Raw genomic sequence first — 20,976 nt, 5'->3', positions numbered from 1 at the left:
GTTCGCTCGTTCGTGCCGGCAGATCAGTAAACGCGCTTTTTGGGTGGGAAGACTTCAACTTCATCGGTCAAAGTCTTCATATGAACCGGACGGTAAGACAGGTTAACGCTGCCTTTTTCGTCCAACCAAGAAACAGAGTGCTTGAGCCACTCTTTATCATCACGGTCTGGGTAGTCATCGCGGGCATGTGCGCCACGGCTTTCGTGCCGGGCCAGACCGCTTTCCAGAGTAACCGTACCGTTAGCCAGCAGGTTTTCAAATTCCAGCGCTTCCATAAGGTCGCTGTTCCAAATAAGTGACGAGTCTGCGACGGAAATGTCATCCAACCCACCCCAGATTTCGTGAATTTTGTTGACCCCGTCTTGAAGGCTTTCTTCAGTACGGAACACAGCTGCATGGCTTTGCATGTCGCGCTGCAAGCGCTCACGCATAGCAGAAACCTTGGTGCCACCTTTAGCGTAACGCAAACGGTCAAGCCTATCGAGCGCACCTTCACCTGCACCGGCTGGTAAGGGTTTTACAAAATCTGTTGGTTTGACAACTTCTGCTGCACGGCGGGCTGCCGCACGACCAAACACAATAAGGTCAAGCAGAGAGTTTGTGCCCAAGCGGTTAGCCCCATGCACAGACACACAGGCTGCCTCACCCACTGCCATAAGGCCGGGTACAATCGCATCGGGGTTGTCTTTGGTTGGGCGAATAACCTCACCATGAATATTGGTGGGTATGCCACCCATATTATAATGCACAGTAGGCAGAACCGGTACAGGTTCTTTACTTACATCAACCCCAGCAAAAACACGGGCCGTTTCACTAATACCCGGCAAGCGCTGGTGCAGAAGGTCTGCGCCCAGATGCTCAAGATGCATCATGATGTGGTCTTTTTTCGGCCCGACACCACGACCTTCTTTAATTTCGATGGTCATGGCGCGAGACACCACATCGCGCGAGGCAAGGTCTTTAGCGGTAGGAGCATAACGCTCCATAAAGCGCTCACCCTCAGAGTTGGTCAGGTAGCCACCCTCACCACGGCAGCCTTCGGTCAGCAGGCAGCCTGCTGGGTAAATGCCGGTTGGGTGAAACTGCACAAACTCCATATCCTGCGTGGGAATACCCGCACGCATGGCCATGCCGCCGCCATCACCTGTGCAAGTGTGGGCAGAGGTACAAGACTGGTACGCACGGCCATAACCACCCGTTGCCAGCACAACCATTTTAGCATTGAAGCGATGGATAACCCCATCGTCCTGCGCCCATGCCACAACACCCCGACATGCCCCTTCATCATCCATGATAAGGTCAATGGCGAAGTATTCGACAAAAAATTCAACGTTATGCTTGAGGCACTGCTGGTAAAGCGTGTGCAAAATGGCATGGCCGGTACGGTCAGCCGCAGCACAGGCACGTGGCACAGGTGCTTTACCAAAGTCGCTCATATGGCCGCCAAAGGGGCGCTGGTAAATTTTACCATCTTCCGTGCGAGAGAACGGCACACCAAAATGTTCCAGTTCCTGCACGGCGGGCACGGCCTCACGGCACATAAATTCAATGGCGTCTTGGTCGCCTAGCCAGTCAGACCCCTTTACGGTGTCGTACATGTGCCAACGCCAGTTATCTTCGGCCATGTTGCCCAAAGAGGCCCCAATACCGCCCTGCGCCGCAACCGTATGGCTACGTGTTGGGAAAACCTTGGTAACACAGGCAGTTTTAAGGCCAGCGGCCCCCATGCCCAGTGTGGCGCGCAGGCCAGAACCACCTGCGCCTACAACCACCACATCATATGAGTGGTCGACAATCCGGTAAGCTCCCCGAGAAGGAGAGGAAGAAGCATTCATCGTGACGGCGCTCCCATGTGCGTTCGGCCTGTCATGTCTTTGGCATTATGCCATACCCAACTACACGGGGCAGCGGCACAAAGCGCAGACTGAAAATTCAGGATTTGCGGCTGCTGCCTGCAACCACCAGTTTAATGACGGCAAAAACACCCAGAAGCCCAATAAGAGACGTTCCGATTTTTACCAAAATACGTGTGGGCAAATGCGCCTTGCCGTGCACGTAATCATCCACAATAACCTGTAGCCCCATTTGGGCGTGGTAGAATGTGGTAATGATTAAGGCTGTCAGCATGGTGGCATTAACAGGCTTGCTGCCCCACTTAACTACTTGGGCATGCTCTGCACCGCTTAGGCGGAACATTTGCACCACAAACCAAGCAGAAAGCGGCAACAGGCTGGCAGCAGAAACGCGCTCTGCCCACCAATGCCCTACGCCAGACCCACCGGCCCCAAGGCCACGTGCGCGGCCAAGCTGTGAGCGCATGACCTCAATATGAGAAACAGAAGCGTTCATGGTCAGGAAGCCTTCCCTACTTTGGCACGGGCACGTTTGCGCCCACATGCCACAGCCAGTAGCCCGGCAGCCAAAGCGGTGCTTACGCCTGCCGTTACGCCAACGGCAACGGGGCCGTCTTTATTGATCTCGGCTTTGTCATAGCGGTAGCCGCTATCCCAGATCAGATGGCGGATACCGCCAACGGTGTGGTACACAACAGAAGCAAGCCACCCAACCAGCATAAGCTGGCCAACCGGGTTACCCGTTACCTTGCGCGCCACCTCAAACGACTTTGGCCCCTTTGCCGCAGCCCCAAGCCAGAACACGCCCAAGGCGGCCCCGCCGGTTGCTACAACGCCGGTAATACGGTTCGAAATGGAAAGAACCATTGAAAGTCGGCTACGGTAAATTTGCAGATGCGGCGACATAGGCCGCTGAATCAGTTTGCCGTCACTACGGCTCCCTACATAGAGGGCCTTGCGGATATCCTGCATTGGTCAGCCTCGTATCCCGTCCGTCTATCCCTACACCCGCCTGAGTGGCGGGTGCTCGTGCATTGATTTTTGTCCTACGCCCCGCCTGCCAAGCGGTCAATTCAGTCAGGCAACACGAGACCGAGAGGCGGGGCAGCCTCACTCAGCCGTGTTTAGGCAGCAGGTTTAGGGCAATCATTGTTTCAGCAATCTGAACAGCATTAAGGGCCGCCCCTTTACGCAGGTTATCTGCCACACACCAAAACGCCAGACCGTTTGGTACTGTAGGGTCAACCCGCAGGCGCGAGACATAGGTTGCGTCTTCACCAACACATTCGATGGGGGTTACGTAGCCACCATCTTCGCGCTCATCGCGCAGAATAACGCCTTCAGCCTCACGCAGGGCTGCACGCGCTTTAGCCAGGTCAACCGGCTCTTCAAATTCTGCCACAACAGATTCAGAGTGGCCAATAAACACCGGCACACGTACGCATGTGGCAATAACAGCAATATCGGGGTCGAGAATTTTTTTGGTCTCGACCGTCATTTTCCACTCTTCCTTGGTCGCGCCGTCATCCATAAAGCGGTCGATTTGGGGAATGCAGTTAAACGCGATCTGTTTTTGGAACTGCTCAATTTTTGGTGGGTCGTTTACAAAGCTGCCACGAGTCTGGGCAAACAGCTCATCCATGCCGTCTTTGCCCGCACCAGCGGTTGCCTGATAGGTAGAAACAACAACACGCTTAAGCGTAAACAGGTCGTGCAGGGGTTTAAGGGCCACCACCATCTGAATGGTTGAGCAATTGGGGTTGGCAATAATATTGTGCTTCATGCCTTTAAGGGCATTGGGGTTTACTTCCGGCACCACCAACGGCACGCCCGGCTCCATACGGAAGTGGGACGTATTATCAATGACCACACACCCTGCTTTAGCAGCAATAGGCGCATATTTTGCAGACACAGAGCCACCGGGAGAGAACAGACCCACGTCCCAGCCTGTAAAGTCGAACGTTTCAAGGTTCTGAACTTTCAGAACTCTGTCGCCAAAAGAAATTTCGCGTCCGGCAGAGCGGGGAGAGGCAAGAGCAACAATGTCATCAATCGGGAATTCCCGCTCTGCCAGCGTTTTCAGTATTTCACGTCCAACAGCGCCTGTGGCACCCACAACTGCAACCCGATACCCCATTTCGTCACCTATCTTCTATATTCTTGTTTAAAAGTCTGACCGGGGCAGGAACCTAAACCAAACTGGCTATAAATGGAATTGTCACATACCAGACAAGCAAGCCAAAAAGAGGCTTTTTACCTCTGTAATAGACCATTTTAGCCGTATGTTTCCCGTAAAGCACAGCTAACCGGCTAACCACGCCGCCAGTTACAAGCCCCTTATTGCTCACATATAGGCTCCCCAAACAGGGTTACAACCCGGCAGCCTACTCCTACCCCATTATAGGCCAACGCCCCCACATACCTTATTCTAACAAAGGCATTTTATTGCTAAGACACCGCGTAACAGTGTTGGCATGGGTATTAAATGATGACTGATAAATTTGCGCTTTATATTAATAGAGCAATATCAACAGTCTTATTGGTTGGCAGTTTATCCTACATCTCTTTTCTTTTTTATAGCGGAATAAACAATCAAGCTGAGCAACTCAATAATTATGGAAAAGTTATGTCTGTCTTTTTAGGCATATATGCTGGTCTATATTGCTTAGACTCCATAAAAGGTAAACTTTTTCAGAAACAAAATAGCATCACCGCTTTAATAACGATAGCGATCGTTTTATTTGGCGATATAAATTTTGAACAAAATGTATTCTCTTTACATGGTTATTTTGATTTTTTCAGAATTTTTATAGGTAACGCCCTTATACTTGTAACGCTGTATCTTTTTTATTCAAAAAAATATTTAAAAAGTGTGTGAGAGCTAAGCTTAACGCAAGGCGCGTAAAACGGGTGGCAATTTTTATTTCTACTCTGTTTTACAGGCAAAACGAGCACTGAGATAACAAAAAGTGCCTCCACTCAGCTTTGGTGAGCGCCAGCCTTCCCTTCACCAGCGCCTCTTTCACCACGCCTCCAACCTCACATATTACCCCGTGCACGACCGTATTGATCACTTACGGCTTTATGCATACTTTTAATGAAATACGTTTAAACTTTATAAAACCCTCAAGATCAAACCGGTGGTTGCGTGTTCATATGTGCAATAAGCGCTACACCTGTCTGCACCAATTTTTCTGTTAGGGCTTTGCCTGTTTCTGCATTGCAAAAATGGGGGTCGCCACGCCCTACGCCTTGGGTTGCTGTTTTATCGCCCTCTAGCGGCACAGAAATAGGCACGCCGTGCAGGCTTACTGTCCCAAAATCAAGCACATCAAGCCCCCATACTTTTTTAGTCTGGTCTGGGGTTATCATATTTTCTGCCTTAACCAGTTCTGGCACCAAATATTGGCCAATACTGGTTAAAGGGTTAGCGCCATGCCCACCAGAGCGTTTAGCCTGCTCTACCCCCACAACATCTGGTAACAAAGCAGCCGCAGCACGCCAAAGGTAAAAACTAGGCACCATTGTTTTATTGTGCTGAAACAAAGCCTGCGTTACATCATGGATCATGGTACAATTACCACCATGACCATTAATAATAACAAGTTTTTTAAAACCATGCTTTATAAGACTTATTAGCATATCTTGCAGCACAGCACGCAATGTTGTTTGAGAAAGCGCAATACCGCCGGGCATATACCCAAAATAATCTGCCCCACCAAAAGGCAGTACCGGGGCTGTATAGGTCTCATACCCCTGCTCTGTAGCGGCTGTTGCAATATGTTGGGCCATAATGTCTGCTAAAAGATAGTCCCCCATTGGCATATGGGGGCCTTGGTCTTCAAAACTTCCTAAAGGAAGCAAAATAACCGGCTGCCGTTGTACTACTTTGCGCATGGCATCTGCTGTTAACTGTGCCATTTGAACAGGGTTTTTCATTTTATCTCTGCCCTCTCAACTCTGGTTTTAATTCAGAGCTAAACTCTCAAAAACCTTTATTATTTATGAGAGTTAACCCTGCCCCTTTATGTGTTTTTCTAGTCTTTATCAGCCTGCACAACCGGCAATAAAATAGAAGTCGCCTTTACCCCACCATAATGCAGGGTTTGCGTTGCGCCAATATAGTCTTCTGGCTTAGCATCAAAAATATTAGCCACATATTTTTGCGGGTTACGGTCATACAATGGAAACCATGAAGATTGAATTTGTACCATAATTCTATGGCCTTTTTCAAAAACATGGTTAACCGCAGGCAATGTAAAATGGTAGTGCTCTGTTTTATTGGCCTCTATTGGTTCTGGCTTTGCAAAACTGTTGCGGTAGCGCCCCCTCATTATATCCATTGAAAGGGGGAGTTCGTACCCGCCCATTTTGGGATTATCTGGTACTTGTGCGGGTTGCACGTCTATTAGTTTTACAACCCAGTCAGCATCTGTACCGGTTGTTTGGGCAAAAAGGTCTGCCACAGGCACGCCACTAACGCGCACAGGGGCATCAAGCACATCAGTTTCGTAGGTCAGCACATCGGGACGAGCTTCTGCCTCGCGCTGGTCTTGCACCAGCCAGCTTTTCCAGCGTGCGCCCTCAGAAAAAGCAAAGGGCCGCGGTAAAAACGGTACGGGGTGTGCTGGGTCTGCGTAATAGCTGTCTGTTCCCTCTTTGCTGGCAGCAGAAAAGCTCAAACTATGGTTTTCAGACAAATAGAGCGGCGTTAACCCACCATTGCAATTTTCTTCGCATACTTGCGGCCATGCCCGGTAATAATCCCATTTTTTTTCTGCCGTATTATAAATAATGGCATCAGGCAAATGTACAGAAGCACTGCCAGGCTTAAGGTAGGCATCAAAAAAGGGTCGAAACACATCATGCCGATATTGGTAGGCTGTATCTATAGAAAAATCTAATGGCCCTAAACTTGAACCATTGTAATTGACCCCACTATGCCGCCAAGGCCCCATAACAAGGGTATTGGGGGTTTTAATATCTTTGTCTTTAAGGGCCTGCCACGTATGTATAGCACCCCACATATCTTCTTGGTCCCACAGGCCTTGTTCCCACAGCATTGGCACTGTTGGCTTTTTATCGGCTAAAATTTTATCGAGCGCTTGCGCCTGCCAAAACTGGTCATAAGCTGGGTGGGCGTGTAAGCGGTTCCAAAATGGATATTGATTTAGCCCTGCTTGCTGTGCAAAAGCCCCAGCAGACCCTGCTTTAAGGAAATTTGTGTAATCATCTGCATCTTTACGCGGAATATCATCCCCGCCCCGGCGTGAGCTCATTTGGCCAACAAAGTAATCAAACGACCCTTGCCGAAAGGCACCATAATGGAACCAGTCATCACCCATCCAACCATCAACCATTGGGCTTTCTGGTGCGGCTACTTTTAGGGCCGGGTGGGGGTCTAATAACGCCATAACCACAGTAAACCCTTCGTAAGAAGAGCCTGTCATGCCAACGCGGCCATTACTTTCAGGCACGTTATGCACCAGCCAGTTTATCGTGTCCCAGGCATCTGTTGTTTCATCCGTTTTGGTGGGGTTGAGCGGGCCGCGCGGGGGGCGGGCCATTACGTAGTCCCCCTGTGAATCGTATTTGCCGCGTATGTCCTGAAACACCCGAATATAGGTACCATCTGCAAACACATCATCACCCTGCGGCAGGGTTTCGCGTAGTGTTAGGGCGTTTTCAGTACGGTCAACCCGGTTTTTGGCATGGTAGGGTGTGCGGGTAAGCAGCATAGGCGCGTTACGCACATTTTTGGGTATAACCAGTATGGTATAAAGTTTGACCCCATCACGCATGGGAATCATCACTTCGCGCTTTGTATAGTCGCGCTGCTGCTCTACCTCGGGAAAGCTGAGTTTGCTCGGAATATCCGTGCCGGTTTGCACGCTCAACAGATCTGGCTGTTGTTTAGCGGGCGCACCCGCGGTCAGAGCCGATGCTGCAGCCAACGCCGTGCCCGATAACAGGGTAACAAGCACCCCAGAGACAACACCACGTAGTTTTATTGAAGGTAAAGACATACCGCGCACTCTGCTTTCTCAGTCAATCTGGGTTTTGCACTGGGGCAAAAATCTTAGCCTGAACGATGCGTGGGTTTTTGCCCTCCGTCCAGCCTTGTTTAGTTGGCAAAAAGGCAAAGCAGCCATGGCAGGGTAAAAATACGTCATGCCCTACCAAGCCGCCTTTGTTACAAATGCCCATAAAAAAAACCGGCCCTGTTGTAAGGCCGGTTTCTTCAAAAAATTATGACAGTTTATGAAAAACGACTGTTAGGCGTGCGGGGTAACCTGTGCAAAAGCCCAGTCTAGCCACGGCAGGAGTGCTTGTACATCAGACGCCTCTACCGTAGCGCCACCCCAAATACGCAAACCGGGTGGGGCGTCGCGGTAGCTGGCAATATCAAAGGCAACGCCTTCTTTATCGAGCAGAGCTGTCATCTGCTTAACCACCTTTGTTTGGGCGGCTGGCTCAAGCGCTAAAAACCACGGGGCCACAATACGCAGGCAAATAGCGGTAGAAGACCGTTCTTCTGGTTTTTCTGCCAGAAAAGACGCCCACTCCGTTTTTGCTTCCCACGCCGCTACTGCGGCAAGGTTTGCTTGGCTACGGGCTTTTAAGCCAGCAAGGCCCCCAACACTTTGTGCCCATTTCAGGCTATCCAGCGCGTCTTCAACGCACAGCATAGACGGGGTGTTGATGGTGTCACCTTTAAAGATGCCCTCAATCAACGCGCCTTTTTTGGTTAGGCGGAAAATTTTAGGTAGCGGGCGTGGGGCTTCAAACTGCTCCAACCGGGCAACCGCACTGGGGGAAAGGGCCAGCATGCCATGTGCGGCCTCACCCCCTAAGGCTTTTTGCCAAGACCATGTCACCACATCCAACCTGTCCCACGGTAAATCCATGGCAAAAGCGGCAGAGGTTGCATCGCAAATAACCAACCCGTCATGCTCTGCGGGAATGGCCTGCGCATTGGGCAGACATACGCCAGAGGTTGTGCCGTTCCATGCCAGCACAACATCATGCGCCCAATTAACAGCGCTCAGGTCTGGTAGTTGGCCGTATTCAGCTTTAAGCACGCGTGCATTGTCCAGCTTAAGCTGCGAGACAATATCTTGCGCCCAAAGGGTAGAAAAACTTTCAAACGCCAGCACATCAACCGGGCGAGGGCCAAGCAAAGACCACAACGCCATTTCAACAGCGCCTGTGTCTGATGCGGGCACAATGCCAACACGCCACCCCTCCGGCACACCCAAAATAGCGCAGGAGCGCTCAATCACATCGCCCAAGCGGGCACGGCCTTCAGCCGAGCGATGAGAGCGCCCCGTGAGCGCGTTAGAGAGTGCCGCAACACTCCACCCCGGACGCTTGGCACATGGGCCAGATGAGAAACACGGATTGACCGGACGAGTTGCCGGGCGGGAAGAAAGGCTGGATTGTGTGGAGGTCATTTACCCTGTCCGGATAGGGAGATGGGACAAGTTCTGGTGCGAGAGAGGGGACTCGAACCCCTATGCCCGTAAAGGCGGTCGATTTTGAGCCGACTACGTCTACCGATTCCGTCACTCTCGCGGCTGGAGACCTCTCCTATCAGCAAATTGCCGTTCGGAAAAGTCTGCTTCGTGGTTTTACAGCGCTTTAGGCACGAGAAAATGGCCTAAGCACCAGAAAAAGTACCTTAACGGCACACGCGCGGGGTGCCATCGGCGGCAATATAGGTGCCTGTCTGGGGGTTAAAGCAGGCATTTTGCGTGCAGCTATTCCCCACTGAAAGCGGCTGAGGATAATTTTGCACTGCCGTTGCCTGTGCTTCACGCGCAGCTGTACCACATAATGGCGTATCAAGGGCTGCAGAGGGGTCGTTTACCAACTGGCTCTCGTTGGCAGCAGGCGTGTCTGAAACCATGCCCGGCGCAAAACTTTGCGGGGGTATTTTATGGGCAGGGGCGTGTGGCGTTGCCGCACACCCTGCCAGCATAGCCACGCCAACACACCCAAAAACGCGAGACATAAAGCGGATAGACATACTCTCTTTCCTTTTCTTCAGCCCGCAGGGCGCAGCAAAGTGGCCCCGTTGCCGGTTATTATTCTGGAGCACACTCTAAGCACACGCATACGCCAGCACCAAGCCGCCCTTAAAAATCTAACAAGCCCTGCGCTCGTACCGGTGCACCAGGGGTGCCAATTACGGCATCTTGCGTGCCATCACCAAAGGTCAGTTGCACGGCCTCACCCACTTTTAAGGCTTTGGCCGAGGTGACAGGTTGGCCCTGCGCCGTTACCAGCGCATACCCACGCGCCAGCACCGCCCGCGGAGAAACAGCCGCAAGCTGCCCCGCCATACCCACAAGCCTAGCCGTGCGCTCACGCACAAGAGCTGCCAAGGGGGCGGGTGAAATACGCAAGCGCCCCAACCGGGCTTCTCTTACCTGTAAGCTATGCCGCAAGCCGCTTTGCAGGCCATTGCCCAATAAGGCCACACGTGTACGCCGCCCTGCCAGCAATGTTTCAACAGAGGGCATGTGCCGTTCAACCGCCACTAAGTTTGCACGCTGTTTTTGCACAAAGCCGGGCAGGGCCACTTCCAGCCTGCGGCCCCGGTCATCAAGCTGCATACGCGCAGTTTGCAACAAAGAAGGGAGGTCAGGCAGGGCGGCGGCAGCTCTATCTAGGCGCAGGCGGCCCGTTTGCAATTGGCGCGATAGCGCCCCAAGTGCTCTAGCCCCTCTGTGCTCTAGGTCTGCCAGAACCTCTGTGCGTACCGGCACGGCCATTTCTGCCGCGGCTGTTGGGGTAGGGGCACGACGGTCTGAGGCAAAATCTATCAGAGTCGTGTCTGTCTCGTGCCCTACGGCAGAAATAAGCGGGATAGAGCAACCTGCCGCCGCCCGCACCACGCCCTCATCGTTAAAGGCCATCAGGTCTTCTAGGGAGCCACCGCCACGCGCCACAATAAGCACCTCTGGGCGGGGCACCCGGCCACCAGCTTCAAGGCGGGAAAAACCGTTTATAGCGGCACAGACCTGTGCCGCTGCGCCTTCACCCTGCACAGCAACGGGCCATACCACAACGCGGCGCGGAAAGCGGCGGGCCAAAGTTGTGCAAATATCGTGCAGCACCGCACCTTGGGCTGAGGTTACAACCCCAATAACTTGGGGCAGCAAGGGCAGGGAGCGTTTGCGAGCAGCGTCAAACAGGCCTTCTTCGGCCAGTTTAAGGCGCAGGCGCTCAATGCGGGCCAGCAACGCGCCTTCACCTGCATATTCCATACGCTCAACCACAAGCTGGTAGCTTGAGCGCTCGCCATAAGCCGAAATTTTGCCGGTTGCTATAATTTCCAGCCCGTTTTCGGGCACCAACCCAAGGCGGCTGACAGAGCCACGCCACACCACGCCGGAAATTTTTCCGTGCTCATCTTTAAGCGAAAAATAAATATGCCCAGAGGGGTAACGCTTAAACTCCGTTATCTCACCCCGCACCCGTACACGGCCAAACGTGCCTTCAAGCGTACGCCTGATAGCCCCAGAAATTTCAGAGACAGTGTATTCCGGCACATTTCCCACTTGGGGGGCGCCTGCTGCAAACCCTTCGTTCATGGGCCCAACTTATGCTACAGACGCTCGCCCTGAAAGAGCAGACCTTACAGATGTGGGAGAAAAAAATGCGAGTACTACTGGTTGGTTCAGGCGGACGAGAACATGCGCTGGCCGCAACACTTGCACGCTCACCCCATCTTACGGCGCTTTTTATAGCGCCGGGTAACCCCGGCACGGCAGAGCACGGCGTAAACGTAGCCATTGGCGCCGAAGACGTACCGGCCCTTATTACCTTTGCCAAAGAGCAGGCCATAGACCTGATTGTACCCGGCCCCGAAGCCCCCTTGGTAGCGGGCCTGGCAGATGCCTGCGCCCAAGCCCACATCGCCTGCGCTGGCCCCACCCAAGCCGCAGCGCGCCTTGAGGGCAGCAAAAGCTTTACCAAAGAAATTTGCTACGCTGCGGGTATTCCCACCGCACGGGGTGAACGCTTTACCAATGTAGAAGACGCCATAACCTACTTGCACGAATGCGGTGCACCCATAGTTGTAAAAGCCGATGGTCTAGCCGCAGGCAAAGGCGTAGTGGTTGCCCAAACCCTAGCCGAAGCAGAAGACGCCGTGCGCGACATGATGACCCAAGGCAGCATGGGAGACGCAGGCAAAAGCGTCGTTATTGAAGACTGTCTGGTGGGTGAAGAAGTCTCTCTCTTTGCGTTCTGCTCTGGTGAAAGTGCCGTGCTAATTGGCGCCGCCCAAGACCACAAACGTATAGGCGATGGTGACACCGGCCCCAATACAGGTGGCATGGGCGCTGTCTCCCCCCCCCGTGGGTTTGACCGCGCCGCACAGGAAGAGGCGCTCAATACCATGGTGCGCCCCATGCTGCGTGAAATGGCGCACCGGGGCACACCTTTTAGAGGCATTATTTTTGCAGGCCTTATGCTAACAGACACAGGCCCGCAACTTATTGAATATAACGTGCGCTTTGGCGACCCAGAGGCCCAAGCCCTTTTGCTACGCCTTACCTCAGACCTGTTGCCAGCGCTTAAAGCCTTGGCAGAGGGCACGCTTGACACAGCGCCCATTACGTTTTCAGACCAAGCGTCTATCAGCGTTGTTATGGCGGCTCAAGGCTACCCTGCCAAACCCATAACTGGTGCGGTTATTAACGGCATTGCAGATGCCAACGCCATGCCAGATGTTACGGTTTTTCAAGCAGGTACAAAGCAAAATGCTCAAGGGCAAATTGTTGTTTCCGGCGGTCGTGTTTTAGCTGTTTGTGCTCTTGGCAACACGGTAAAAGACGCACAAGACAAAGCCTATGCAGGTGTTAAAGCCATTACATGGGACGGTGCCCAATACCGTAAAGATATTGGTGCCCGCGCACTTTAACTAAAAATACTTTTCTCCCTCTTGATTTAAGCAAGAGGGAGAAAAAAGCACCATTTTTTCTTACTATTTTACTGCACTAAAGATTTAACCAAAGCCTGCAAGGCTTTTCTAACCGCCTTTTTACCCCACTCTTGCAATAATTTGTTTGTATTGCTCTGTTTAGACAAAACATATGGGCTTTCCTGAATAGGCGGCATAGCTGCCACATGGTTTTTAAGTGTTTCAGGCAAAGACGGAAAAGGGTCTATGTTGACTAGCCTTATTAAGGTTGAAATAGACGTAACACGGCACGAAGGCGTGTGCGTGTTAAGGCATATATACGCCCCAGCACCATTGCCTGCTGGGTCATAAATCGCTTTCCAGATAACGGCAGGCACAGGGATATGGTGCGGCCCAATAGAGCGAAACGAGTCAGGGTCGTAACCGGGGCCAGTCACAACAAAAAGCTCCCCCTCTTGTCGTGCCCACCCCCGTACAGCACTTTCTACCCCTACCCAAGGGCCACGATTAAGCTCTGGCGTTTGTGGTACAATGTTAGAGAGTAAGAAACTTTCTTTTTGTGCTGCAAAACCGGGTTCATCGCCGCTTGGTGTCATATGCCCACGGTCATAACCAGAGCGATTATATTCCGACGTTTGCACCTGCATAGAGCGGGGCAGGCGCGTATCCGGCATAAAACTACCATGCCTTTGGGTTTTATCTGCAATTTCAAGACTTTCTTCGGTCAGGTCTTCAGCAGACCAAAGGGGTGCCCGCTTTTGTTGGGACATAAGCACCGCATATTGCCCATTACACAGCATAACCGTACCAATGCGCTGTGTTTCAGACAAAACCTGTGGGGGTGTATTTTGCGCAAAAAGTTGCGGGCAAGAGGCTGCTTGTACCTGCGTAGATAATAAACAAATTACTGAAAAAACAAAAAAACTAGTTTTGAACACGTCTTTCCCTTCAGGGTAGATTATAAAATTACCATTGCATTGGTTATATATAAATTAACATAAATTCTGATAGAGTGTGTCTTTAAGAAGAGTTTTTCTGACTATCATACTGCATAACAAAAGCATCTGATCCATCTGGATAATAGTTTTTACGAAGCCCTGACTGCACAAATTTATTTTTCTGATAGAGTGTGTATGCATCTTTATTTTTGCAAGAAACCTCTAAAAAAATCACGTCTGCCGCAGAGCGCTTTGCTTGCTGTATAGCCCAGGCTACCAGCTGCGCGCCCACCCCACATTTTTGAAAATCTGGTGTAACACACAGGGTTAAAATTTCAGCTTCTCCGGCAACACACCGTAGCATAACAAACCCCACAGGGTTATCATTCCATACTGCAAGGCCGGTTATAGTGCCGTATGATACAACCAAGTCTCGCAAAGCTGCTTCAGGCCATTGTTCAGCCACCGCAAAGCTTGCAGCATGTAAAGCCGCTAATACGGCTGCATAGTCGGGGCCAACAGGTATAATCTGGCCAGTAAAAGACGTCATAACCAAGACTAAGGGGTTATACAGGGGCCGCACGCAACCCTGCTGCGGGCCGTTTTGCCTCTGGCGGGTCAACATACAATGGCAAGGCCTCACGGGCAGGGAGATTACCAGACAAACGTGCACAGGCAGCAACAGCAATTTGCTCCGGTGTCGGGGTTGTTATGCCACTTATTTGTGCTTCTGGCAGGGGTAGGCTTTCTGCGGCATCGCCCGCTACAAGCCATGCTTGGCCCGTTGGTGGCTGCCATTCTGCCAAAGCTATGGCTTGTACACCCTGTTTTGTTTCTACAAAAACACGGCCTTTGCGCGCACCTGTAACCAGCATCCAGCCTTGCACTGGTTTAACCCCAGTATGCAAAGCCACAGCCTGCTCCAACTCTGGCAAAAGGGCTTCACCCCGCGTTACGCCTACAACAGGCACACCTAAACCCAACGCATACCCCGCAGCCGTAGCACAAGAGGCCCGCAAGCCGGTAAAAGACCCCGGCCCCACAACAACCGCAACCAGTTGGGGCTTACGCAGGGCAATAGGGCCCCACCCTGCTGCGTCCAACGCTTTGGCAGCAAGTAGGCCAATACCTTCTGCCGCTTGCTTGCCAGCCTCTTTTTGGCACGCCACGACACTATAGCGCGCACCAGTATGCTCTACACATGCCGCAAGGCCAAAAGCACTCTCGCCAGCGGCGCTGCCGTCCAGCACTAAAATACGGGTTATCATACTCACAACAGGCGGCAAGCTTCTTCAAAGGCTAAGCGCGGGGCGCGGGGCGGCAGGCTTTCTGTCTCTCCATACCCCAAGCACAACAGAAAATTAGCGCGCCAGCCGGTATCTGCCAAAAAGGCCTCTTCAACGGTTGCTTGGTCAAAACCTGAAATTGGCAGTGCATCTAACCCCAAGGCACGGGCGGCCATAATCATGTAGGCGCCTTGTAGCGTACCATTTCTAAAAGCTGTTTCTTCTGCCAAGCCTACATCTGCCGCAAACCAAGAGCGCAGTTCTTCATTGGGGCATAAGCGCGACAGATACTCAAAAAACAGTGGGTCGTGGGCGACAATAGCAATAACAGGCGCGCCCATAACGCGGTTAACATTACCAGCAGAAAGGGCTGGGCGTAGCTTTTCGCGGCCTTCTGAGCCAGTAATAAAAACAAAACGGGCAGGGCTACAATTGCCAGACGTCGGCCCAAGGCTAACGAAGTCATACAGCCGCTGGAGTGTTGATGTTTCAACGGGCTTGGCAAGCCAACGCCGGGGTGTCCGTGCTTTTTGAAAAAGTAGATCCAACCCGCTTTCGTCCAGCATGTCTGTTCAGTCTCCACGATGCTGCCCGCACAGGCAGTATATTGCGTTAGCGCATTCCTTTTAGGTCAGGAACGCGCCAACGCAAAGGGTAGGGCTCTTTAGCCCTCTACCTGCTCTACTCCAACAACTTCTGGCACGTAGTGGCGCAGCATGTTTTCAACACCGTGTTTTAACGTGGCCCGAGAAGACGGGCAGCCAGAGCACGCGCCCTGCATGGTTAGGCGCACAATGCCATCTTTATACCCACGGAACACAATGTCTCCTCCATCGCCCGCAACGGCTGGGCGCACGCGGGTATCAAGCAGTTCCTTAATCTGGGTTACAATTTCTTGGTCTTCTGGGGCAATTGGCTCTTCTGTTACGCCAACACCTGCTTCTACAACGGGCAAGCCTGCTGCAAAATGGTCAACTAAAGCAGACAAAATAATAGGGCGCAGTTCAGACCAGTCTGCGCTGTCTGCTTTGGTGACAGACACAAAGTCATGACCCAAAAACACACGAGACACACCAGGCAAGGCAAAAAGAGCATCTGCCAGCACAGAGCGGCCAATGACGGCATCTGCATCAATAAAATCGATGGTACCGCTGTCACCCATAACAGCCCGACCGGGCAGAAATTTCAGTGTGGCGGGGTTTGGGGTGTCTTCAGTTTCAATAAACATGGCCAGATCCTGGTTTCTGTACTAACGCTGTGCGTGTATCAGTTGGCATCAGAATAAGGACACGACAAGTCCTGTTACACAAAGAAAAGCTATTTAAACCGCATCTGACCTTGTTATTTTGAGCAATTTTTGCCCTTAACCCCCTGATTTTACGTTAAGACGGCCTTTGCCTGCAATGCCATAAGTCTGGCGCGCAAGGCTGGGTCGTGGGCGTAAATATATAGCCCCCTTACCGCCCGCGTAAGCAAAACATTAAGGGCATTGAGCATTATGCGCTCTTTAACCTGCTCTGGCTCAAGCAAGCCGCCACGACCGGCAAAAGCCGCGCTGTCTTCATACCGGGCAGGGTCAAGGCGTAAGCCATCTGTGCTGGCATTGTACAGCACGGAGGGGCCAAGAATAACCCCCACATAATTGAGGTCAAACCCCTGCACGGTATAGACAGAACCTACCTCATCTATCGTATCTGGCCGCTCTGCCCAGGGCAGCTTTTCTTGCGGTTTTGATCTGTCCCACCGTAAATGAAAGCGCCCTTCGGTTATAAAATGGTCTTGGCCATCTAGCGTGTAGGGGTAGTCATAAGTGGCAACCAAGCGTGAAAGGCCATAAAGGGCGTTTTTCTCTTTTAGCGTTTCATAAAGAGTTTGCGCATCATCAAAAAATTGAAAATCAAAAAGTTGTTTTTGGGGCGTAGGTAGAATTTTTTTCTGACAAAACTCCTCAATCCAACACTGAATATCAGCACCAGCATGCATTCTAAACTGTTGTTTTAAATGATATGTTTGAACACTATATTTAGCAGCAATAGTGTTAAGTAAAGACTTGTTCCAGTAGCTTTTAAATTTCAGCGTTTGTTTTTCATCAAATACAAGTACCACAACCCGTGCCAGCTTCAATAACTCCTCAAGTTGGTTCTCTTGCGTAAAGCGATTATAATTATCAGGGCGTGTTAAAAGAAGATGTGCTTCATCAATAAGTAAAATATCTGCCTTTTTGCCCTCTTTATGCATACGATTTATAAAGGTAGTGGGTATTTCAAAATCTTTTTGTTTTAAATAAGGGAATTTACCAGCACTGTTTTTATAGAGTTTCATCATTTCAGGGTGGTTTACCACAAGATAATTTTGTGTACCCTGTAAAACTGATACTCCATTTTTATCTCGTGCTTGTTTTTGTAGTGTATTAAATATCTTATTAAGAACAAGGCTTTTCCCCGTTCCTGCATTTCCTTCAATAATAAAAACAGCTTGCCCTTGTACAATATGTTTTTTACAAAATTCTTCTACCTTATTTTGTAACGTAAGTTGTTCATCAGATAAGTTTTTTTCAGGAGAAATTTTAGCAAGAGCGTTATTATTTTGCTCATTATTTAAAAGAGTGTACATGCAAAGCCCAAATCAAAAATTAATGAACCAAAGTGTTAGATCTATTTTTCAACACTTTAAAACTTATAGACCCATTTTAAAAACATTTTTTAAGACCCATTACACATAAAATTTATGCTCATATCTATAAAGCCATACCCAATATGCAACCCAGAGCACAACAAACACTTAAAGCCTACAAAGCTTAATAATAAAATATAAAAACTTTATGGAACCCTCTCAAACACAGACCTTTATGTGTGAGACCTCATGTTAAGCACGCTTAAAAAGAGAAAGTTTAATTAATGACATATATGTTACAAAAAACACCCTATAAAATTTATATTAATGGTGAATGGGTAGAGGGAGCATCGGGCAGTCATCTAGGCATTATAAGTCCCGCCACTGGCAAAACCCTTGCACATGTGAGCAAAGGCACAAAGCAAGATGTTGAAAACGCTGTAAAAGCAGCCAAAGCCGCCTTCCCTGCTTGGAGCAAAAAAACAGCAGAAGAGCGTGCTGATATCTTATACGCCTTTAAAGCGCTCATAGAAAAAAACGCAGAAAAATTTGCACACATTATCTCAAGCGAAATGGGTAAACCTGTTAAAGAGGCGAGGGTAGAGGTTGGCTTTGCAACCGGCCTTATACGCTTTGCCGCTGAAAATACCCGCAGACTAGAAGGGGACATTGTGCCCGGAAGCAGGCCGGGTGAGAAAATACTGCTCGAAAAAATACCGCATGGTGTTATCGGCGGTATTTCAGCATGGAATTTTCCGCTTGCGCTGTTTATGCGCAAAGTTGCCCCTGCTTTGGCCGCAGGCAATACTATTGTTATTAAACCGCACGAACTAGCCCCCTTAGCAGCTCTTGAGGCCACCAAACTGGCAGAGCAAGCGGGTATTCCCGCAGGGGTGCTCAATGTTGTCACCGGAAATGGGCAAGAGGTTGGGGTACCCCTTGTTGAAAGCCCAGACATAAGCCTAATTACCATGACCGGTAGTACCGCAACGGGCAAAAAAATTATGGCAGCCGCGGCCAACACCTTAAAAGAAGTAAGGTTGGAACTGGGCGGCAAGGCCCCCTTTATTGTAATGGAAGATGCAGACCTAGAAAAAGCCGCAACAGCAGCTGTAACGGCACGCTTTACCAATGCAGGCCAAGTTTGCACCAGTAACGAGCGCACCTATATACATGCAGCCATATACGACAAATTTGTAGAGTTGGTTAAGCAGAAAGTTGCGGCTCTAAAGGTTGGCAACCCATTAGAAGACACAACCGATATGGGCCCAAAAGTAAGCCAGCAAGAACTTGAAAAAGTGCATGCTATGGTTGAAAAAGCCGTAGCAGAAGGGGCAAAACTGGAAACAGGGGGTAAACGCTTAACAGATGGTCTGTACGACCACGGCCATTTTTACGCACCAACAGTGCTAACAAACGTAAAAGAAGGCATGGAGATTGTGCAAAACGAAGTGTTTGGCCCTGTCATGCTCCTTACCAAAGTTACCGACTATGACGATGCCCTGCGCCAAGCCAATGACTGCCGTTATGGGCTTTCTGCTTATGTCTTCACACAAGATTTAAAGCGTATTATGCGCATAAGCTCTGACCTGCATTTTGGCGAGGTTTATGTGAACCGAGAAGGTGGTGAAGCCCCGCAGGGTTTCCACCATGGCTACAAAGACAGCGGCCTTGGAGGGGAAGACGGGAAATACGGCCTAGAGGCTTATGTTCAAACAAAAACAATTTATCTGAACGCTTAATTGACTAAGGCTTAGAGGCTGTTTCAAAAGTTGCTCACTAAGGCTGAAGCGCCATTTTAGAGCAGCAAATATAGCCTCTTTGCCTAAGAAAATTATAGTTTTCAAACATGTTAAGCCGTCAAAAAGACGTAGCTAAAGCGCGAGCCTTAAGTTTTAGAGACCACCTCTTAAATTAAGCTTCTTGCTCTACAGTGATAAAAAAAGCCCGCCCCATTATAAGGGCGGGCTTTTTTAGTTTTATAAAAACTTTTGTTCTTAACGTAAAATACCAGTATGACCGATAGAGTAACGCCCCGGCTGTGGCCAAACGGTAAGGCCATGTGGCTCTGCCCCTACGGGAATACTTTTCATAGACCCATCTTCCGTGTTGATCTGGTAGACCACATCATCAAACCGGCCAGAAAGCCACAATGTTTTACCATCTGCACTTACGTTACCCATATCTGGGCTACCACCACCGGGAATAGGCCAGTTTGCAACAATTTTGTTTGTAGCAAAGTCAATAACGCTTACGCCACCAGCTTTGCTGTGTGGTTTACCATGAATTTTATGAGAACCACGGTTTGCAACATACATTTTAGTACCATCGCGGCTAGGGTAAAGGCCGTGTGTACCGACACCAGTTGGTATAAAACCAATTTCCTTAAATGTGTCTCCATCAACCATAAAGACACCATCAGCCATCATGTCAGCAATATAAAAAATCTTACCGTTTGGTGAAATAAGAATATCTTGCGGCATGCCACCACTGGAAAGCTTTAGATACCCCAACACTTTTTTATTAACGGTATCAACCTTTACCAAATGCCCACCAAATTCGCAGGTGAAAATGGCGTAACGACCATCAATAGAAAAATCTGCGTGGTTAACACCTTTGCACTCAGGTGTTTCTACAGATTGTTGCAGCGCCATGGTGTGGGGGTCACGAAAGTCTAGGCGTTTGCGCGCTTCTGCCACCACAATGGCTGACTTACCATCTGGTGTAAAATACATGTTATAGGGGTCATCTACCGCAACGGCTGGGCCGGGTTTACCTGTATGGGCATCTATAGGGGTAAGGCTGCCATCAAACGTACCTTCAGCATTGTTGGTAACCCAAAGCGTGCGCAAATCCCAAGAGGGCACAACATGCTGTGGGCTTTTACCAACCGGAAATTTATCAACCACCTGAGATGTTGCAGGGTCAATCACGTATACATCGTTAGAGCGCAGGTTGGGCACGTAAACCCGGGCTGGGTCTTGCGCAATTTCTGGGGCAATGTGGCCTGCCGTTGTTTCGCTATACAAATTTGTGGGGTTAACCACCGGCGGCATACCGGGAATAGTTTGTATGGCTGAGGGCGTAGCACCGGGGTAAGTAGGCTGGTTAGCCGCAGCAACCCCAGCAGAGGGGGCAGCCGTGCCAGATGGCAGGCTTTGTGTTGCAGAATCTGAAGGCGCGGGCGCAGGCAAAGCCTCTTGCGCGGTAGCAATACCGTAACCAGCCCCAAGAGAAACAAGCACAGCCGCAGCCGCTATCAGATTTCTTTTTACTACCATTGTAAGACAGCCCATACCTTTCTTGTGCCTTTAGAATAAGCGCCATAGCGATTTAGCATAGGACAGGCAGGG

Annotated in this window: 19 protein-coding genes and 1 tRNA gene; 3 read left to right on the top strand and 17 right to left on the bottom strand. The window is 50.4% G+C overall.

Annotated features, from left to right (window positions below; translation table 11 throughout):
- Positions 1-23: 23 nt before the first annotated feature.
- The 4 genes from sdhA to Abor_RS05535 all read right to left on the bottom strand — a co-directional run bounded on the left by sdhA (position 24) and on the right by Abor_RS05535 (position 3,990).
- The gene (sdhA, locus tag Abor_RS05550) at positions 24-1,835 is read right to left on the bottom strand and encodes a succinate dehydrogenase flavoprotein subunit (protein ID WP_048840838.1); all 1,812 of its coding nucleotides are present in this window, start codon (positions 1,833-1,835) and stop codon (positions 24-26) included.
- A 97-nt stretch (positions 1,836-1,932) separates the two neighbouring features.
- On the bottom strand, positions 1,933-2,349 hold the full coding sequence (gene sdhD, locus Abor_RS05545) for a succinate dehydrogenase, hydrophobic membrane anchor protein (RefSeq protein ID WP_048840837.1): 417 nt from the start codon (positions 2,347-2,349) through the stop codon (positions 1,933-1,935).
- Positions 2,350-2,351: 2 nt separating this feature from the next.
- Complete coding sequence (gene sdhC, locus Abor_RS05540) at positions 2,352-2,825, bottom strand: succinate dehydrogenase, cytochrome b556 subunit (protein ID WP_048840836.1); 474 nt, start codon at positions 2,823-2,825, stop codon at positions 2,352-2,354.
- 142 nt (positions 2,826-2,967) lie between these two features.
- Positions 2,968-3,990 (bottom strand): aspartate-semialdehyde dehydrogenase, encoded by a 1,023-nt coding sequence (locus Abor_RS05535; RefSeq protein ID WP_048840835.1) that lies wholly within the window; start codon positions 3,988-3,990, stop codon positions 2,968-2,970.
- A gap of 348 nt (positions 3,991-4,338) precedes the next feature.
- On the opposite strand from Abor_RS05535, the gene Abor_RS05530 reads away from it, so the two are divergent.
- The gene (locus Abor_RS05530) at positions 4,339-4,731 is read left to right on the top strand and encodes a hypothetical protein (protein WP_126621275.1); all 393 of its coding nucleotides are present in this window, start codon (positions 4,339-4,341) and stop codon (positions 4,729-4,731) included.
- Positions 4,732-4,985: 254 nt separating this feature from the next.
- On the opposite strand, the gene Abor_RS05525 is transcribed toward Abor_RS05530, so the two are convergent.
- The 6 genes from Abor_RS05525 to xseA form a co-directional block, all read right to left on the bottom strand.
- Positions 4,986-5,792, bottom strand: coding sequence for a creatininase family protein (locus tag Abor_RS05525; RefSeq protein WP_048840833.1), 807 nt, complete (start codon positions 5,790-5,792; stop codon positions 4,986-4,988).
- A gap of 98 nt (positions 5,793-5,890) precedes the next feature.
- Positions 5,891-7,879 carry a CocE/NonD family hydrolase gene (locus tag Abor_RS05520; RefSeq protein ID WP_048840832.1) on the bottom strand — a complete coding sequence of 663 codons (1,989 nt, stop codon included), beginning with the start codon at positions 7,877-7,879 and terminating at the stop codon, positions 5,891-5,893.
- A gap of 249 nt (positions 7,880-8,128) precedes the next feature.
- Positions 8,129-9,307 carry a phosphoserine transaminase gene (locus tag Abor_RS05515; protein WP_048840831.1) on the bottom strand — a complete coding sequence of 393 codons (1,179 nt, stop codon included), beginning with the start codon at positions 9,305-9,307 and terminating at the stop codon, positions 8,129-8,131.
- A 34-nt stretch (positions 9,308-9,341) separates the two neighbouring features.
- A tRNA-Leu gene (locus tag Abor_RS05510) sits at positions 9,342-9,428 on the bottom strand.
- 106 nt (positions 9,429-9,534) lie between these two features.
- The gene (locus tag Abor_RS05505) at positions 9,535-9,882 is read right to left on the bottom strand and encodes a hypothetical protein (protein WP_048840830.1); all 348 of its coding nucleotides are present in this window, start codon (positions 9,880-9,882) and stop codon (positions 9,535-9,537) included.
- Between the two features lie 109 nt (positions 9,883-9,991).
- A complete protein-coding gene (xseA, locus tag Abor_RS05500) occupies positions 9,992-11,452 on the bottom strand; it encodes an exodeoxyribonuclease VII large subunit (protein ID WP_048840829.1) in 1,461 nt (486 codons plus the stop codon).
- Between the two features lie 50 nt (positions 11,453-11,502).
- Here xseA and purD point away from each other — a divergent pair, with 50 nt between their 5' ends.
- Positions 11,503-12,786: a phosphoribosylamine--glycine ligase gene (purD, locus tag Abor_RS05495; RefSeq protein ID WP_179193558.1), complete on the top strand. Its 1,284-nt coding sequence runs from the start codon at positions 11,503-11,505 to the stop codon at positions 12,784-12,786.
- Between the two features lie 68 nt (positions 12,787-12,854).
- On the opposite strand, the gene Abor_RS05490 is transcribed toward purD, so the two are convergent.
- The 6 genes from Abor_RS05490 to Abor_RS05465 form a co-directional block, all read right to left on the bottom strand.
- Positions 12,855-13,616 carry a DNA/RNA non-specific endonuclease gene (locus Abor_RS05490; protein ID WP_232014978.1) on the bottom strand — a complete coding sequence of 254 codons (762 nt, stop codon included), beginning with the start codon at positions 13,614-13,616 and terminating at the stop codon, positions 12,855-12,857.
- A gap of 190 nt (positions 13,617-13,806) precedes the next feature.
- Entirely contained in the window at positions 13,807-14,274 is a 468-nt protein-coding gene (gene rimI, locus Abor_RS05485) for a ribosomal protein S18-alanine N-acetyltransferase (RefSeq protein ID WP_084594392.1), read from the bottom strand.
- Positions 14,275-14,290: 16 nt separating this feature from the next.
- Entirely contained in the window at positions 14,291-14,992 is a 702-nt protein-coding gene (tsaB, locus tag Abor_RS05480; RefSeq protein ID WP_048840826.1) for a tRNA (adenosine(37)-N6)-threonylcarbamoyltransferase complex dimerization subunit type 1 TsaB, read from the bottom strand.
- A gap of 2 nt (positions 14,993-14,994) precedes the next feature.
- Positions 14,995-15,576, bottom strand: coding sequence for a malonic semialdehyde reductase (locus Abor_RS05475; RefSeq protein WP_048840825.1), 582 nt, complete (start codon positions 15,574-15,576; stop codon positions 14,995-14,997).
- A 98-nt stretch (positions 15,577-15,674) separates the two neighbouring features.
- Positions 15,675-16,238, bottom strand: coding sequence for a NifU family protein (locus tag Abor_RS05470; RefSeq protein ID WP_048840824.1), 564 nt, complete (start codon positions 16,236-16,238; stop codon positions 15,675-15,677).
- A gap of 149 nt (positions 16,239-16,387) precedes the next feature.
- On the bottom strand, positions 16,388-17,623 hold the full coding sequence (locus Abor_RS05465; protein WP_048840823.1) for a DUF2075 domain-containing protein: 1,236 nt from the start codon (positions 17,621-17,623) through the stop codon (positions 16,388-16,390).
- A gap of 293 nt (positions 17,624-17,916) precedes the next feature.
- On the opposite strand from Abor_RS05465, the gene aldA reads away from it, so the two are divergent.
- Positions 17,917-19,365, top strand: a complete 1,449-nt coding sequence (gene aldA, locus Abor_RS05460) for an aldehyde dehydrogenase (protein WP_048840885.1) — start codon at positions 17,917-17,919, stop codon at positions 19,363-19,365.
- Between the two features lie 255 nt (positions 19,366-19,620).
- Here the strand turns inward: aldA and Abor_RS05455 are convergent, their stop codons facing one another.
- Positions 19,621-20,904, bottom strand: coding sequence for a YncE family protein (locus Abor_RS05455; RefSeq protein WP_048840822.1), 1,284 nt, complete (start codon positions 20,902-20,904; stop codon positions 19,621-19,623).
- Positions 20,905-20,976: the final 72 nt, after the last annotated feature.

It is taken from the genome of Acetobacter orientalis (assembly GCF_000963965.1).
Classification (GTDB): domain Bacteria; phylum Pseudomonadota; class Alphaproteobacteria; order Acetobacterales; family Acetobacteraceae; genus Acetobacter; species Acetobacter orientalis.
Note: the sequence above shows the minus strand (reverse complement) of the source record. Positions and strands in the feature narration are given on the sequence as shown.

What these genes read in the sequence shown, in the direction of transcription:
- aldA (WP_048840885.1), top strand. Translation starts at nt 17,917, where the DNA reads ATGTTACAAAAAACACCCTATAAAATTTATATTAATGGTGAATGGGTA.
- Abor_RS05475 (WP_048840825.1), bottom strand. Translation starts at nt 15,576, where the DNA reads ATGCTGGACGAAAGCGGGTTGGATCTACTTTTTCAAAAAGCACGGACA.
- xseA (WP_048840829.1), bottom strand. Translation starts at nt 11,452, where the DNA reads ATGAACGAAGGGTTTGCAGCAGGCGCCCCCCAAGTGGGAAATGTGCCG.
- sdhD (WP_048840837.1), bottom strand. Translation starts at nt 2,349, where the DNA reads ATGAACGCTTCTGTTTCTCATATTGAGGTCATGCGCTCACAGCTTGGC.
- Abor_RS05470 (WP_048840824.1), bottom strand. Translation starts at nt 16,238, where the DNA reads ATGTTTATTGAAACTGAAGACACCCCAAACCCCGCCACACTGAAATTT.
- sdhA (WP_048840838.1), bottom strand. Translation starts at nt 1,835, where the DNA reads ATGAATGCTTCTTCCTCTCCTTCTCGGGGAGCTTACCGGATTGTCGAC.
- sdhC (WP_048840836.1), bottom strand. Translation starts at nt 2,825, where the DNA reads ATGCAGGATATCCGCAAGGCCCTCTATGTAGGGAGCCGTAGTGACGGC.
- Abor_RS05455 (WP_048840822.1), bottom strand. Translation starts at nt 20,904, where the DNA reads ATGGTAGTAAAAAGAAATCTGATAGCGGCTGCGGCTGTGCTTGTTTCT.
- Abor_RS05465 (WP_048840823.1), bottom strand. Translation starts at nt 17,623, where the DNA reads ATGTACACTCTTTTAAATAATGAGCAAAATAATAACGCTCTTGCTAAA.
- tsaB (WP_048840826.1), bottom strand. Translation starts at nt 14,992, where the DNA reads ATGATAACCCGTATTTTAGTGCTGGACGGCAGCGCCGCTGGCGAGAGT.
- Abor_RS05505 (WP_048840830.1), bottom strand. Translation starts at nt 9,882, where the DNA reads ATGTCTATCCGCTTTATGTCTCGCGTTTTTGGGTGTGTTGGCGTGGCT.
- rimI (WP_084594392.1), bottom strand. Translation starts at nt 14,274, where the DNA reads ATGACGTCTTTTACTGGCCAGATTATACCTGTTGGCCCCGACTATGCA.
- Abor_RS05535 (WP_048840835.1), bottom strand. Translation starts at nt 3,990, where the DNA reads ATGGGGTATCGGGTTGCAGTTGTGGGTGCCACAGGCGCTGTTGGACGT.
- Abor_RS05525 (WP_048840833.1), bottom strand. Translation starts at nt 5,792, where the DNA reads ATGAAAAACCCTGTTCAAATGGCACAGTTAACAGCAGATGCCATGCGC.
- Abor_RS05530 (WP_126621275.1), top strand. Translation starts at nt 4,339, where the DNA reads ATGATGACTGATAAATTTGCGCTTTATATTAATAGAGCAATATCAACA.
- Abor_RS05515 (WP_048840831.1), bottom strand. Translation starts at nt 9,307, where the DNA reads ATGACCTCCACACAATCCAGCCTTTCTTCCCGCCCGGCAACTCGTCCG.
- purD (WP_179193558.1), top strand. Translation starts at nt 11,503, where the DNA reads ATGTGGGAGAAAAAAATGCGAGTACTACTGGTTGGTTCAGGCGGACGA.
- Abor_RS05520 (WP_048840832.1), bottom strand. Translation starts at nt 7,879, where the DNA reads ATGTCTTTACCTTCAATAAAACTACGTGGTGTTGTCTCTGGGGTGCTT.